Origin of the sequence: Amycolatopsis sp. NPDC004169 (assembly GCF_040610315.1) — a bacterium.
GTDB lineage: Bacteria > Actinomycetota > Actinomycetes > Mycobacteriales > Pseudonocardiaceae > Amycolatopsis.
In genome coordinates, this window is record NZ_JBEXMD010000008.1 from 243,779 (window position 1) to 258,329 (window position 14,551).

Sequence of the window (14,551 nt, forward strand, 5' to 3'; positions counted from 1 at the left end):
AACCGTTGCGGCCCCTGGAGCCTTCTTTGCCCGAAACCCCTCTCAACATCGGGATCCTCGCCCACGTCGACGCCGGTAAGACCAGCCTGACCGAGCGGCTGCTGTTCGACACCGGCGCGGTCGGTGTCCTCGGCCGCGTCGACGACGGCACCACCCGGACCGACACCCTCGCCGTCGAACGGCGCCGCGGCATCACGATCAGCACCGGCGTGGTCTCCTTCCGGGCTGGCGACCGGACGGTCAACGTCATCGACACGCCGGGCCACGCCGATTTCGTCGCCGAGGTCGAACGCGCGCTCGGCGTGCTCGACGGTGTCGTCCTGGTTGTCTCCGGGCCCGCCGGGGTCCAGGCGAGCACCCGCATCCTCTGGCGCATCCTGCGCCGGCTGCGCGTGCCGACGCTGGTCTTCGTCAACAAGCTCGACCAGCCCGGCGTCGATCCGGCCGGGGTGCTCGACGACCTGCGGCGGAAACTGTCGAGCGCGGTGGTGCCGCCCGCCGAAGCCGTCCGCGACCAGGTGGCGGCGGGCGAGGCGTACCCGGTGTTCTTCGGCTCGGCCATGACCGGCGACGGCGTGCCCGAGCTCGTCACCGGGATCGTCGGCTTCCTGCCCGCCGCACCACCGGGCGCCGGGTTCCGCGCGACCGTCTTCAAGGTCGAACGCGGCCGCGGCGGCGACCGGATCGCCTACGCCCGCCTGCACGGCGGGACGGCGAAGGTGCGCGACCGGGTGGAGCTCTTCCGGCGGGCCGGAGACGGCACGGTCGAGCGAAGCCGGCGAAGGATCACGGCGATGACGCGCGCGGGCGCCAAGGTCACCGCCGCCGGCGCGGGCGACCTGGTCCGGCTCTCGGGGCTCGGCGACGTTCGCGTCGACGACCGGCTCGGGTCCCCGGACGGCCTGGCGGAGGCCGGGCTGTTCCCGCCGCCGGGGCTCGTCTCGGTCGTCACCGCGCGGCCGGGCGAGGAAACCCGGCTGCACCAGGCGTTGCGGGAGCTGTGCGACCAGGACCCGCTGCTCGGCCTCCGCGCCGACCGCGGCGTCCTGTCGGTCCGGACCTACGGCGAAGTGCAGATCGAGGTGCTCCTGGAACGGCTGCGCGAGGATTTCGGGCTCGTCGCCCGGTTCGCGGCGCCGCAGCCGGTGCACGTCGAAAAGCCGGTGGGCGTGGGGGAAGCGGTCCAGTTCCTGGACCGGCTCGGCCCCACGGACCCGGTCGCGACGGTCGGGCTGCGGGTGGCCCCCGGCGAGACCGGCAGCGGCGTCCGGTACGCGCTGGCCGTCGAACGCGGCTCGCTGCCGCGGGCCTTCCACACCGCCATCGAGCAGACGGTGTACCGCGCGGCGGGGTGCGGCCCGCACGGCTGGGAGGTCACCGACTGCGTCGTCACCCTGACGCATTCGGGCTTCCAGCCGCCGATGAGCACGGCAGGCGGGTTCCGCGAAGTGACCGCGCGGCTGCTCGCGCAGGCGTTCGCGCGGGCACGGACCCGCGTGTACGAGCCGGTGGACCGGTTCGACCTCGAAGTGCCGGAGCACGCGGCCGGGGCGGCGCTGATCGCGCTGGTCAAGCTGGAGGCGGTTTGCGAGCCGCCGGTGGTCGAAGACGGTGTCGCCCGGGTGCGCGGCTCGCTGCCGTCGGCCGCGACCGCGGGTTTCCGGCGCCGGCTGCCTGCCCTCGGCCAGGGCGAAGCAGTCTTCACGGCCGAACCGGGCGGCCACCGCCCGTGGCGCCCGTAGGGGACTCCGGCCGGGCGAGGCGGCTGCGTTCGATGGGCGAACGCCCCGGGCGCTGTTCGCCGGAATCGGCCGCGATCTCGCCGTTGGTGATTGACAACCCGGGGCCGGGAAGCGACGGTGTGACGGGCTTCTGGGAACGCTCCCAGAAGCGGTCGTCGTCAGCGTGCACAAGGGAGTGCCGATGTGGGGAAGAGCCGGAAAACGTCCTGCCGCGCTGGCGGTTGCGGGACTCGCGGTCGCCGCCGGGGTCGTCACGTCGACGACGGCGGTGTCGTCCGCACGTGAGACGAGCGCGGCGTTCGCGTGCAAGGTGACCTACTCGGCCAACGACTGGGGGAGCGGTTTCAGCCTCACCGTCGGGATCGCCAACCTCGGCTCCGCGCCGGTCGACGGCTGGACGCTGACCTACACCTACGCCGGCAACCAGACCCTCCAGCAGGGCTGGATGGGCAACTGGACGCAGTCCGGCAAGCGGGTCACCGTGACCAACGCGAGCTGGAACGGCACCATCGCCGCCGGCGGCTCCGTCAGCACCGGCGCGAACTTCTCCTACAGCGGCACGAACGCCACGCCCACCGACTTCGCGGTCAACGGCGCCACCTGCACCGGCGTGCCGCCGACCACCGAGACGACCCCGATCACGAAGCCGACGACCACGACCACCACGCCACCGCCGCCCGGCCCGGCGCCGGCGTTGCACGTCTCGGGCAACAAGCTGCTCACCGCCGACGGGAAGACCTACCGCCTGCTCGGCGTCAACCGCTCCAGTGGCGAGTTCGCCTGCGTGCAGGGCAAGGGCATGTGGGACAGCGGCCCGGTCGACCAGGCTTCGGTCGACGCGATGAAGGCGTGGAACATCCACGCGGTCCGGATCCCGCTGAACGAGGACTGCTGGCTCGGCCTGTCCGGCTCGCCCAGCGGCCCCGCCTACCAGCAGGCCGTCAAGGACTACGCGAAGCTGCTGGAGGCCAACGGGATCAACCCGATCCTCGACCTGCACTGGACGCACGGCCAGTACACCGGGAACTCCTCCGCCTGCACCGACGTCAACGCCACCTGCCAGAAGCCGATGCCGAGCCGGCAGTACACGCCCACGTTCTGGAGCCAGGTGGCCACCGCGTTCAAGGGCGACAACGCCGTCGTGTTCGACCTGTTCAACGAGCCCTACCCGGACGCGGCCGACGGCTGGGCCAACCCGGCCGCCGAGTGGAAGTGCCTGCGGGACGGCGGCACCTGCACGGGCATCGGTTACCCGGTCGCGGGGATGCAGGAGCTGCTCGACGCCGTCCGGGCGACGGGCGCCGTGAACGTGGTGATGTCGGCCGGCCTGACCTGGACGAACGACCTCACGCAGTGGCTCGCCTACAAGCCGGTGGACCCGGCGGGCAACCTGGTGGCGTCCTGGCACACGTACAACTTCAACGCCTGCGTCACGGTGTCCTGCTGGGACAGCCGGATCGGCACGGTCGCGGCCCAGGTCCCGGTGCAGGCCGGGGAGGTCGGCCAGAACAGCTGCGCCCACGACTACGTCGACCAGGTGCTGGCCTGGCTGGACGCGCACGACCTCGGGTACACGGCCTGGACGTGGAACCCGTGGGGCTGCAGCGGCGGCAACGTGCTCATCGAGGACTACGCCGGCACGCCGACGAAGACCTACGGCGAGGGCTTCCGCGCCCACCTCCTGACCGTCCACCCGTGACACCGGCGGGCTGAGCGGGGGTGCGGCGGTGCTCGCCGCACCCCCGCCGTCCGTGCGAGTCTTCGGGGCGCAACCACCCGCTCCGGACCCGGGGGACCCCCATGGGCAAGCTCCTGCTCACCGCGCTGCTGGCGGCCTTCGCGCTGGGGCCGTCGCCGTCGCCCTCGCCCTCGCCCCGGCCGGCGCCGCACGTCAGCGAGAGCGACCCCTTCGGCCCGGACCTGCGCGCCCGGATCACGCGGGCGCAGGCCTACGCCGACAGCCGGCCCGGGGTGACCGGGATCGTCCTGCGGGACCGCTCGACCGGCGCCGTCTACCGCAGCCCGGCCGCCGGCAGGCTGATCTGGGCGTGCTCGACGCCGAAGCTCGCGATGGCCGTCGACCTGCTGTTGCGGGAGGATTCCGGTGCGATCAAGTTGTCCGCCCAAGATCGCGATCTGCTGCACCGGATGCTCCATTCGAGTGACGACGCCGCCGCGCACGTGTTGTGGACCCGTTATGGCGGCGAAACCGAATTCGGCAGTCGTTTTCCGGCATACGGAATGACCGACATGCGGTTCAGCGACCGGCACCCGCACCACTGGGGCTGGATCCGCACCACGGCGGACGATCTGGACCGGTTGATCGAGTACGTCCTGACCCGCCTGCCCGACCGGCACCGCGACTACCTCGTGCGGGAACTGCGCACGGTGGACGGCAACCAGCAGTGGGGTGTCTGGGGTGCCGGTACGGCCGCGCACCCGGGTAACAAGAACGGCTGGTCCGATGACAACGACGACGGGTCCTGGATCATGAACTCGGTCGGTTTCGCGGGACCGGGCGAGCGGTACGCCCTCGCCCTGATGAACGACACCGGGGTCGTCGCCGGCGGCGAAGAGACCGGCAGGGAGACGACGACGAAGATCGCCGGAATCCTGTTCGCCGGGTATTTCGGTTCCTGAAATCTGTGCCTCTTTCAGGGGATTTCCAAGAGGAATCGTGTTTATGGGGGCACCGTGCGTAGCCCTTGTGTGGTCTGTGTATGCTCCGATATCGCTTGACCGGGTGATCACTCACCCGAATCGTGGCTGCCGTGGTCGGGGCTGGTGATCCCACGGCGCCGCCAACGGCGTGGTTCGGGCTCGGATAGGAGATTTATGCAGGTCAGGTCAGCTCTCGTGCGTGGCGGGATCGCGGTGCTCGCCGCGGCCGCCGCCGTCATGGTCAGCGCTCCCTCGGCCCTCGCGGACGACGGCGCCGCGCGCGGCCGCGTCGTCGAGGACGCGGGCACGGTCGGCTACCGGATCAACCTCGAAGGCGGCGGTGACTACATCGCCAAGCTGTTCGGGTTCAAGCTGTCGGACGGCAAGACGCTCAAGCTCTACTGCGTGCAGATCACCGTCGGCATGCGCACCGACGTCGACATGGTCGAGACGCCGTGGAACAAGTACCCGGCCGCCGACTCGCCGTTCAACAAGAACAGCAACAAGATCAACTGGGTGCTGCACCACGGCTACCCGGGCGTCAAGCTCGACGCGATCGAGGCCGCCCTCGCCAAGCAGGGCGTCAAGGTCCACGACGGCGTCTCCGAGCGCGAGGCCATCGCCGCCACGCAGGCCGCGGTGTGGCACTTCAGCGACGGCGTCAACCTGAACCTGACCAAGCCGCTGGCCGAGAACAACCCGGCCGAGGCCAACGCCGACGTCGCCGCGCTGTACAGCTACCTGGTCGGCGACCAGAACAAGGGCATCGGCGAGCAGCCGAAGCCGACGCTGAACATCGCCGGGCCGAAGACCGAGGGCAAGGCCGGCACCAAGATCGGCCCGTTCCAGGTCGCCACCTCCGGTGACATCACGTCGCTGACCACCGAGCTGCCCGACGGCGTCAAGGTCACCGACGCCGACGGCAAGGAGCTGAAGACCGGCGACGTCAAGGACGGCAGCAAGCTGTTCGTCGACGTCCCGGCCGGCGCCAAGCCGGGCAACGGCTCGTTCTCCCTGAAGGCCTCCGGCGAGCTGGACACCGGCCGCCTGTTCGTCGCGGAGAACTACGCGAAGAAGCCGGCGCAGTCGCTGATCGTCGCCGACTCGGAGAAGACCCAGGTGGCCGCCAAGGCGACCGCGTCCTGGACCGAGGCGGGTGCCGTCCCGAGCACCGCGCCGAGCACGCCCGGTGGCGCTCCCTCCGGTGGCGGCGAGCTCGCCAACACCGGTGTCGACGCCGCGGTTCCGTTCGGCATCGGGGGCCTGCTGCTCGGCGGCGGCGCGCTGATGCTGCTGGTCAACCGGCGCCGCAGCCGCGCGTAGTACGTACCACCGAACGGGGCTGGTCCACTGTGGACCAGCCCCGTTCTGCTGTCCGGAACCCGACGATCGGATTGCGATCATCGGGGCAAACCCGGCGAATCGCCGCCGAATTGGTCTAGACTTTTCGGTCATGCGCGGTACGACCGTTCCGCCAGGGACACCCTGCCGGACCCCGCGGCCGGGCGAGCTGCCGATGCACCGCCTGGAGGTGCCCGCCCCGCACGCGCCGCCGTTCACCGTCGGCACGTTCGACGCGATCGGGCCGCTGTCCCGTGCGGACTTCCCGCACCGGCACACCTTCCACGAGCTCGTCCACGTCACCGGCGGCACCGGCGCGCACGTCGTGGACACCGCGCGCTGGCCGCTGCGGCCGCCGCACTTCGGCGTCATCGCGCCCGGGCAGGTGCACCAGTGGGACGGCGTCCGGGGCCTCACCGGGCACGTCGTGCTGTTCACCGACGACTTCCTCCTCGACCACCCGGCCGACCGGGAACTGCTGCGGCGGCTGAGCGAACGGCCGTGGCTGCACCTGGACGACCACGCCGACGCGGCGGTCACCCGGCTCATCGCCGACCTCGAAGACGAGTACCGCCGCGGCGGCGACGGCGCGGAATCGGTGCTGCGGGCGCTCGTGCACGTCCTGGTCGTGCGGGCGGGACGGCTGCTGGGAACGCCGCCGCCCGCACCCGCCGGCGCGGTCGCCGCCGAGTTCGTCCGGCTCGCCGGCCGTCCCGGACCCGGGTTGTGGTCGGTGCGCGCGTACGCCGACCGCCTCGGCGTCACCCCCGGTCACCTCACCGAAGCGGTGAAGGCCGCGACCGGCCGCACGGCCGCGCAGCTGCTGCGCGAGGCCAGGATCCGGGAGGCGCAACGGTTCCTGCTCCGGACGGACCTCACCGTCCGGCAGGTCGCGAGCCGGGTCGGGTTCGCCGACCCGGCCTACTTCTGCCGGTTCTTCCGCCGCGAAACCGGGCTGAGCCCCGGCGGCTTCCGGCGCGGCGGGGAGAAGCACCACGACTGACCGGTCCAGTCCATCGCCGCCCACCCGTGCGCTGCCTACGTTCGAGGGGATCCCCGACCTCCTCCCCCCACCAGGAGCACGGCAATGGACGAAGAAACCCAGCTGAGCCGCAAGACGGTGCTGAAGGCGGCGCTCGCCGCGGGCGTCGCCGCGCCGGTCGCCCTGATCGGCGGCCCGGCGCTGGCCCGCGCGAACGCCGTCGGCGGCACGGCACCGGAGCTGACCCCCACCTGCCACGACGACGACGATCCGACGATCGAGCAGACCGAGGGACCGTACTTCAAGCCGAACTCGCCGGAGCGGACCAACCTCGTCACCCCCGGCACGCAAGGTACCCGGCTGACCGTGACCGGCTACGTCTTCGGCCGGGCCTGCCTGCCGGTCAACCGCGCGCTGCTGGACTTCTGGCAGGCGGACGTCAACGGCGCCTACGACAACACCGGCTACACCTTCCGCGGGCACCAGTACACCAACGCCCAAGGCGCGTTCACGCTGTCCACCATCGTGCCGGGCCTCTACCCGGGCCGGACCCGGCACATCCACGTCAAGGTGCAGGCACCCGGACGGCCGATCCTGACCACGCAGCTGTACTTCCCGAACGAGCCGCGCAACAACACCGACACGATCTTCGACGCGCGGCTGCTGATGACCGTGCGTGACAACGGATCGGCGAAGGAAGCCGCCTTCGACTTCGTGCTCGACGTCCCCCAGACACCGACGTCGACGCGGCCGACGTCGTCCACCCCGACCTCCACGCCGACGTCGTCCACGCCGCCCGGGGGCACGACCTGGGCGGCGGGCACCGCGTACGCGGCGGGTGCCCGGGTCACCTACGGCGGCCGCGGGTACGTCTGCCTGCAGGCGCACACCGCGCAGCCGGGTTGGGAGCCGCCGGCGGTCCCGGCCCTGTGGCGGGCCGAATAGCGGTCGACGGCCCGGCAGGCCACGCGGCCTGCCGGGCCCCAGGCTGCGCACGTTAGGGGTCGACGCCGGCCCGGCGGCCTGCCAGATTGGGGGCCATGACGATTTCCCTCGACGCGTCGGAGTGGGTCCGGCGGTTCCACCCGGCTCCGGCCGCCGCGGCGCGGCTCGTGTGCTTCCCGCACGCCGGGGGAGCGGCGAGCTACTTCCACCCGGTTTCGGCGGCGCTGGCGCCGTCGGTGGAGGTGCTGGCCGTGCAGTACCCGGGCCGGCAGGACCGGCACGCCGAAGCGCCGGTGGACGACCTGTTCGTGCTGGCCGACCGGCTGGCGGACGTGCTCGCGCCGGAGATGGGCGGGCCGGTGGCGTTCTTCGGCCACAGCATGGGCGCCAGCCTGGCCTTCGAGGTCGCCCGGCGGCTCGAACCGCGGGGGACGAAGCTGCTCACGCTGTTCGTGTCCGGCCGCCGCGGGCCCTCGGTGCACCGCGACGAGCGGATCCACGAAAAGGGCGACGAAGAGCTGCTGGCCGAGGTCAAACGGCTCGGCGGCACCGACTCCGCGGTGCTCGACGACGAGGACATCCGCACCCTGGTGCTGCCCGCGTTGCGCAGCGACTACAAGGCCGCGGAGCTCTACCACTACCGCCCGGGCCCCGACGTCGGCTGCCCGATCGTGGCGCTGGTCGGCGACCGGGACCCCAAGGTGACCGAGGCCGAGGCGCGGCAATGGGCGGAGCGGACGTCGGGTGACTTCGAGCTGAAGACGTACCCGGGCGGCCACTTCTTTGTGAACGACCACGCGGCGGCGATCATCCGGCTGATCGCCGGGCGGCTCGCCGACTGAGCGGGCGGGCGGGGTTCACCCGCCCGCCCACCGGTTCAGCAGTACAGGTTCGCGCCGGGGTCCACGCCGAGGATCGAGGTGATCTGGCGGTACTTGTCGACGCGGCTCTGCACCTGGGCGGGGTTGCCGCCGTTGCACTCGATGGAGCCGTTGATGCTGCGGATGGTCTCGCCGAAGCCGCGGCTGTTGACCATGGCGTTGTGCGGGGTCATGGAGCCGGGGCCGCTCTGGGTGTTCCAGTACCAGAGCCCGGTCTTCCACGCGACGGCCGAGTTCTGCTCCACCTGCCAGGGGTTGCCGAGCAGGTCGATGCCGAGCGCGTCACCCGCGGCCTTGTAGTTGAAGTTCCAGCTCAGCTGGATCGGGCCGCGGCCGTAGTAGGCGGACTGGCCCGCCGGGCAGCCGTAGGGCTGGTTCCAGTCGCAGTAGTGCGGGTAGTTGGCGGTGTTCTGCTCGACGATGTAGACGAGCCCGCCGGTTTCGTGGTTGACGTTCGCGAGGAACGCGGCGGCTTCCTGCTTCTTGACGGTGTCGCTGCCGGTGGTCGCGAAGCCGGGGTAGGCCGACAGGGCCGCGGTGAGGCCGCTGTAGCTGTAGAAGGAGTTCCGGCTCGGGAAGATCTGGTTGAACTGCGCTTCGCTCACCACGAACGAGCCGGGGTTGCCGGGATCGGTGCCGCCACCGCAGCTGTAGGGCTCCCAGTACCAGGTGCTGATGACGGGGTCGTAGCCCGGGTTGGCGTTCTTGGCGCGGTAGTAGCCGCCGTTGGTGTAGCGGACGATCGCGCCGACGTCGTACCACTGGCCGGCGACCCAGTTCGGGTAGCTGCAGGTGTTCCCGCCGCCGCCGTCACAGCTGTAGGGCTCCCAGTACCAGGTGCTGATCACCGGGTCGTAGCCCGGGTTGGCGTTCTTGGCGCGGTAGTAGCCGCCGTTGGTGTACCGCACGACAGCGCCGACGTCGTACCACTGCCCGGCAACCCAGTTCGGCGCACTGCACGCGGCGGCGGCCGCCTGGGAGGCCTGCCCGGTGACGGCGGGCACGCCGAACACGAGCCCGGCAACGGCGGCGACGGCGGACAGGACCGCGACAAGACGTCTTCTCAAGATTCGCTCACTCCTTCGGCCACGACGGAAACCCGGGCGCGCAGGCGCCCGGCGTCGAAGGTGGGGGTGCTCATCCGGCCGAGACGAGGGGTGACAACGGTCACTAGAGCAGATTGGTCTAGTCCAGTCAAGAACGCCGGGTGGGGCGGGCAAGGGGTGTGCGCGAACGTCCCTGCCGGTGAACCACCGGGGGTGCCGGCCCCGTTTCCCTGCTGACGCGGGCATCGAGTGGCCGCAGTCCTGCCGCGTTGCTGCCGCGGGGCGGGCGACGCGGCGCTGCGTGACCCGCCCGGCACGTCACCGCGCTTGCGGGATCCTCAGCTGTGCCGTCGCCGGGGAGACGTGCAGGATGCGCTGCAGCCTCGCCCGGCCCAGCCGGTGGAGCATCTCCCCGAGCTCCTCCGGCGCAATGCTCCCCTCGAGGTCGAGCCGCGTCGTCCGGACGACGCGGTCGATCTCCGATGCGGGGAGCCGCCCCGCGAACTCCCCGGCCAGCCACACCCCGACCTCGTCCACGACGTCGTCCGCCCGGTGGCTCCGTACGGTCATCGCTCTCCTCGTTTCCGGATCGCCTTTTCTCCAGGTCGAGGCGGAAAAATCCGACCCGACGCCAGTCCGACGGGCGAGCCGGGGAGCCATGACGCGGAATCGGCCAAGTTCGCGGCAAAAAGCTTTCCGTGGTCGGGTGGGTGAAATGCGTGACCGCCGCCGTCACTCACATGGGCTGTTTGCCCTCGGAAGTTGTCGGCCGTTCGGGTAGAAATCCGCGGAACTCCGCCGGTGGCGCGTCCTTCTCAGGACTCTGGAGGCATCGGGTAGTGCGGGCGTTCCCCTCGCGGGGACGCGGAACGGAGACGCGATCCATGGGCCGGTACGACCGGACCGACCTCGGGGCGTACAGCCTGGGGTTGCTCGACGCCGCCGAGGCGGCCCGGGTCGAGCGGCACCTCGCGGCGTGCCCGGACTGCCGCCAGGAGGTCCGGGAGTTCGAAGCCGTCCGCGGCATGCTCGACCACCTGGTCGAGGTCAAGTCCGGTTAGTCCTCAGCGCGAGGCGGCCGCCTTGACCGTCCGCAGCACCGGCGCCGTCTCCAACGTCCGGATGGCCTCCAGCGCCCCCAGCCGGTGCGTCAGGTAGTGGTGCAGCGCGGCCGCGTCCGGGCACAACGCCAGCGCGACCAGGTTCGCCGGGCCGGTCGTCGCCGCCACCAGCGCCAGCTCTTCGTGGGTCGCCAGCGTCCGGGCCACCCCGTCGAGCTGCGCGGGCGCGACGGCCATCCAGAGCAGCGCCTGCGTCGTCACGCCCAGGGCTTCCGGGTCGATCTCGAGGTCGAAGAACACCGTCCCGCCCGCCTGGAGGTCGGCCAGCCGGCGCGCGACGGTCGCCGCCGACCAGCCGGTCGCCGCCGCCAGATCGGCCAAGGCGGTGCGGCCGTCACGCTGCAGCTCCGCCAGCAAGGCGGCGTCGTCGCCGGTCAGGGGCTTGCCCGGGCCGTCGTGCACGGGAGTGAGGGCGGCGATCTGGGCCGCGTCGAGGGCGTTGGCCCGGCCCAGCCAGGCCGTCGGGCCGCCGAGGTAGCGGTGCAGCAGCTGGTGCGCCGAGACCGCCGTGATGCTCGCCGTGCGCGGGATGTCCCGCAGCAGCAGCGCGTGGTCGCTCGCCGCGGGCATCTGCACGTTCACGCAGATCTCCGTGCCGCCCGACATCAGCTTGATCCACGCCGTGTCGGCGCGGCGGGCCAGTGACCGGGCGAGGTCCTGCGCCGTGTGCGGCGCCGCCGTCAGCCGGACCATCCACTCGGCCTGCCCGGCCCGCTGCGGATCCGGCAGGCCCACGACGCGAAGCGACGCTTCGGCCCGAAGCCGGCGGTACCGCCGCGTCACCGTCTGCGTCGAGACGCCGAGGACGTCGCCGATCTTCGTGAAAGGTGCCCGCCCGTCGAGGTGCAGCGCGTGGATCAACGCTCGATCGACCGCGTCCAGGGTGGTCATATCCCTCATTCAACCGCAGTTCGCGGAAGAAAACTGCAACCTTATGCCCACAGCTGGAACGCATTGCGGCGGCGAAGTCAGGGTGGTGCCGACCGAAAGGAGCCACCCGTGCCCACCCTGACCCGATACCGGCGGCGCTGGGCCGCACTCGCCGTGCTGCTCGTGGCGGAGGCGATGAACCTGCTGGACGCCACGATCGTCCAGGTCGCCGGTCCGGCGATCCACGCCGAGCTGCCCGGCCCGGCCGCCGACGTCCCGTGGTTCAGCGCCGCCTACACGCTGCCGTTCGCCGCCTTCCTCATCACCGGCGGGCGGCTCGGCGACATCCTCGGCCGGGCCAGGGTGTTCAAGCTCGGCGTGGCGGGTTTCGTGCTCGCGTCGCTCGGCTGCGCGGCCGCCCAGGACGCCGGGCTGCTGATCGGGGCCCGCGCGGTGCAGGGCGCGGCGGCCGCGCTGATCATCCCGCAGACCATCGGCCTGATCCGCGCCCTCTTCGACGGCGATGAGCTCGCGAAGGCCCTGGGCACCATCGGGCCGGTGATGGGCTTGTCCGCGGTCACCGGGCCGCTGCTCGGCGGCCTGCTCACGCAGGCGGTCTCGTGGCGGGCGGCGTTCCTCGTGAACGTCCCGCTCGGGCTCGCGGTGCTGCTCGCCGCCCGGCTGCTGCGGGAGGACCGGGCCGCCACCCGGCCGCGGCTCGACCTCACCGGCACCGCGCTCGTCGTCGCCGGCTCCGGGCTGCTCGTCTACCCGCTGATCGACCCGGCGGGCACCAACTGGGTCCTCCTCGCGGCCGGCGTCGTGCTGCTGGCCGGGTTCGGCTTTCACCAGCGTCGCGCGGCCGCGCCGCTGGTCGAGCCGAGCCTGTTTTCGAACCGCGGGTTCCCGGCCGCGCTCGCCGGGTCACTGCTGTTCTTCGCGGTGATGACCGGCCTGATGCAGGTCGTGCCGATGCAGCTCCAGCTGGGCCTCGGCGCCGACGTCCGCACCGCCGGCCTGACGCTGCTGCCGCTGTCGGCCGGGCTCGCGGTGTCGTCGTACCTCGCCGGTGCCCGGCTGGTGCCGAAGTTCGGCGCCCGCATGATGTTCGCCGGGCTCGCCCTGCTGGCCGCGGGCCTGCTCGCCGCCCTCGCCGCGGGGGTGCGGGCGTACCCGTGGGCGCTGGCGCTGTGCGGGCTCGGGATGGGGACGTTCACGGTGCCGTTCTTCACCGCGGCCCTGCACCGCGTCCGGCCGCACGAGACGGGCTCGGCCGCCGGGCTGCTCAACGCCGTGCAGCAGCTCGGCGGCACCCTGGGCGTGGCCCTCCTCGGCGGGCTCTACCTCGGCACCGGCACGGCGACCGCGGCGCTCGGCGTGGGTGCCGCCCTCGCCGTGGCCGCCGCGGTGGCCGTGCTTCCGCTCAGTAGTCGTCCCGGCCGGTGAACTGCTGCTCCAGCAGTTCGGCTGCGCCGGCGACCAGTTCGAGGGGGTCGGTGAACTCGTTGATGTCGAGGTTGATCAGCGGCAGCGAGTGGCGGAGCACGATGTGGTCGCCCATCACCGCCAGCCCGCCCACCACGATCGCGTCGCCGACCTCGGTCAGCACCTCGAGGAGGTCGACCTCGTCGTGCCGGGCGAACGGCGTGGCGATCTGCACCCAGTCCTCGCGCTGGTCGAGGATCTCCCGGGCGATGACGACGATCTGCGCGCGTTCCTCGGTGTCCGGGTCGGAGCCGAACACCAGGCGGATGCGCAGCTCGTCGGGCTCGTCGCGCACCACCCGGTACGACTGCCTGATGTAAGCGACCAGATCGCCCCACTCCGCCACGGCTGCTCCGTTCTCGTGCCTGTCCGGGCGCCCAGCGTAGCGATCAGGCGCCGCCGATCCGGTCCAGATCGGCCAGCACGTCGCCGGGGAGTTCGAGCTCGGCGGCGGCGAGGTTCTCCCTCAGGTGCTCCGGCGACGAAGTCCCGGGGATCAGCAGCATCGACGGCGACCGCTGCAGCAGCCAGGCGAGCGCAACCTGCATCGGCGTGGCCCCGACCCGCGCGGCGCAGTCGTCGAGCAGGCCCGACTGCAGCGGGCTGAACCCGCCGAGGGGGAAGTAGGGCACGAAGGCGATCCCCTCGGCGGCGCACTTGTCGACGAGGTCGTCGTTTTCCCGGTGGGCCAGGTTGTACTGGTTCTGCACGCAGACGACGGGCGCGATGGCCCGCGCCTCGTCGAGTTGTCCGGCGCTGACGTGGCTGACCCCGAGGTGCCGGATCAGCCCCTGCTCCCGCAGCTCGGCGAGCACCCCGAACGGTTCGGCGAGCGACATCGGAACGGGATAGTCACCGGCGGCGTTGCTGAGCCGCAGGTTGACGACATCGAGCGCGTCGACACCGAGGTTCCGCAGGTTGTCGTGCACGGCTTCGGTGAGGTCGGAGGCCGACAAGGCGGGCGGCCAGCCCTTGTCGGAGCTCCGCCGCGCGCCCACCTTCGTGACGATGACGAGGTCATCGGGGTAGGGGTACAGGGCTTCTTTGATCAGGGCGTTCACGGTGTGGGGGCCGTAGTAGTCGCTGGTGTCGAGGTGGGTGACGCCTCGTTCGACGGCTTCCCGCAGCACGGCAACGGCGGTGTCGTGCTCCTTCGGCGGCCCCCAGACCCCGGGCCCGGCCAGTTGCATGGCGCCGTAACCCATGCGCTTCACGGGGAGTTCGCCGCCGAGGGTGAAGGTACCGCCGAGATCCGCCATGCCGCTCCTTGGTCCGAGTGCTGTGCCGCGAAGTCTAGGCGCGATCGGCTCGGTTTTCCGGCTGTGGCTTCGGTATCGCCGTTTTGTCGGTGGTCTCGGGTAGCGTGGATCTCGGGGGCTTCTCGCGTCGGTTCGCTGCTGTTTTCCTTGCGCTGCAACAGAAATCTTGGATCGGGTCGCGCCTTGAGATTCACCCGATTCAGCGGTGACGGTCGAAC

General features: G+C 71.7%; 14 protein-coding genes. 9 read left to right on the forward strand and 5 right to left on the reverse strand.

Going from position 1 to position 14,551, the window contains the following annotated elements:
* Positions 1-26: 26 nt before the first annotated feature.
* The 7 genes from ABZX11_RS13995 to ABZX11_RS14025 all read left to right on the forward strand — a co-directional run bounded on the left by ABZX11_RS13995 (position 27) and on the right by ABZX11_RS14025 (position 8,513).
* Positions 27-1,742, forward strand: coding sequence for a GTP-binding protein (locus ABZX11_RS13995; RefSeq protein ID WP_354913043.1), 1,716 nt, complete (start codon positions 27-29; stop codon positions 1,740-1,742).
* Between the two features lie 181 nt (positions 1,743-1,923).
* Positions 1,924-3,441 carry a cellulase family glycosylhydrolase gene (locus tag ABZX11_RS14000; RefSeq protein WP_176174886.1) on the forward strand — a complete coding sequence of 506 codons (1,518 nt, stop codon included), beginning with the start codon at positions 1,924-1,926 and terminating at the stop codon, positions 3,439-3,441.
* A gap of 101 nt (positions 3,442-3,542) precedes the next feature.
* Complete coding sequence (locus tag ABZX11_RS14005) at positions 3,543-4,382, forward strand: serine hydrolase (RefSeq protein ID WP_354913045.1); 840 nt, start codon at positions 3,543-3,545, stop codon at positions 4,380-4,382.
* Between the two features lie 195 nt (positions 4,383-4,577).
* Complete coding sequence (locus ABZX11_RS14010) at positions 4,578-5,726, forward strand: Cys-Gln thioester bond-forming surface protein (RefSeq protein ID WP_354913047.1); 1,149 nt, start codon at positions 4,578-4,580, stop codon at positions 5,724-5,726.
* A gap of 193 nt (positions 5,727-5,919) precedes the next feature.
* Complete coding sequence (locus ABZX11_RS14015; RefSeq protein WP_217709786.1) at positions 5,920-6,747, forward strand: AraC family transcriptional regulator; 828 nt, start codon at positions 5,920-5,922, stop codon at positions 6,745-6,747.
* 84 nt (positions 6,748-6,831) lie between these two features.
* Complete coding sequence (locus ABZX11_RS14020; RefSeq protein ID WP_176174890.1) at positions 6,832-7,671, forward strand: carbohydrate-binding protein; 840 nt, start codon at positions 6,832-6,834, stop codon at positions 7,669-7,671.
* A 95-nt stretch (positions 7,672-7,766) separates the two neighbouring features.
* Positions 7,767-8,513, forward strand: a complete 747-nt coding sequence (locus ABZX11_RS14025) for an alpha/beta fold hydrolase (RefSeq protein ID WP_354913049.1) — start codon at positions 7,767-7,769, stop codon at positions 8,511-8,513.
* A 35-nt stretch (positions 8,514-8,548) separates the two neighbouring features.
* Here the strand turns inward: ABZX11_RS14025 and ABZX11_RS14030 are convergent, their stop codons facing one another.
* Entirely contained in the window at positions 8,549-9,565 is a 1,017-nt protein-coding gene (locus tag ABZX11_RS14030) for a glycoside hydrolase family 19 protein (protein ID WP_176178149.1), read from the reverse strand.
* 351 nt (positions 9,566-9,916) lie between these two features.
* Positions 9,917-10,168 (reverse strand): hypothetical protein, encoded by a 252-nt coding sequence (locus ABZX11_RS14035; RefSeq protein WP_176174892.1) that lies wholly within the window; start codon positions 10,166-10,168, stop codon positions 9,917-9,919.
* 314 nt (positions 10,169-10,482) lie between these two features.
* On the opposite strand from ABZX11_RS14035, the gene ABZX11_RS14040 reads away from it, so the two are divergent.
* Complete coding sequence (locus ABZX11_RS14040; protein WP_176174893.1) at positions 10,483-10,659, forward strand: zf-HC2 domain-containing protein; 177 nt, start codon at positions 10,483-10,485, stop codon at positions 10,657-10,659.
* A gap of 3 nt (positions 10,660-10,662) precedes the next feature.
* Here the strand turns inward: ABZX11_RS14040 and ABZX11_RS14045 are convergent, their stop codons facing one another.
* A complete protein-coding gene (locus ABZX11_RS14045; protein ID WP_354913052.1) occupies positions 10,663-11,610 on the reverse strand; it encodes an AsnC family transcriptional regulator in 948 nt (315 codons plus the stop codon).
* Positions 11,611-11,718: 108 nt separating this feature from the next.
* On the opposite strand from ABZX11_RS14045, the gene ABZX11_RS14050 reads away from it, so the two are divergent.
* Positions 11,719-13,035 carry an MFS transporter gene (locus tag ABZX11_RS14050; RefSeq protein ID WP_354913054.1) on the forward strand — a complete coding sequence of 439 codons (1,317 nt, stop codon included), beginning with the start codon at positions 11,719-11,721 and terminating at the stop codon, positions 13,033-13,035.
* Here ABZX11_RS14050 and ABZX11_RS14055 read toward each other — a convergent pair.
* The gene (locus ABZX11_RS14055; protein ID WP_176174896.1) at positions 13,013-13,420 is read right to left on the reverse strand and encodes a hypothetical protein; all 408 of its coding nucleotides are present in this window, start codon (positions 13,418-13,420) and stop codon (positions 13,013-13,015) included. The two genes, ABZX11_RS14050 and ABZX11_RS14055, sit on opposite strands and share 23 nt — an antisense overlap.
* A gap of 43 nt (positions 13,421-13,463) precedes the next feature.
* On the reverse strand, positions 13,464-14,333 hold the full coding sequence (locus ABZX11_RS14060) for an oxidoreductase (RefSeq protein WP_354913056.1): 870 nt from the start codon (positions 14,331-14,333) through the stop codon (positions 13,464-13,466).
* Positions 14,334-14,551 lie beyond the last annotated feature (218 nt).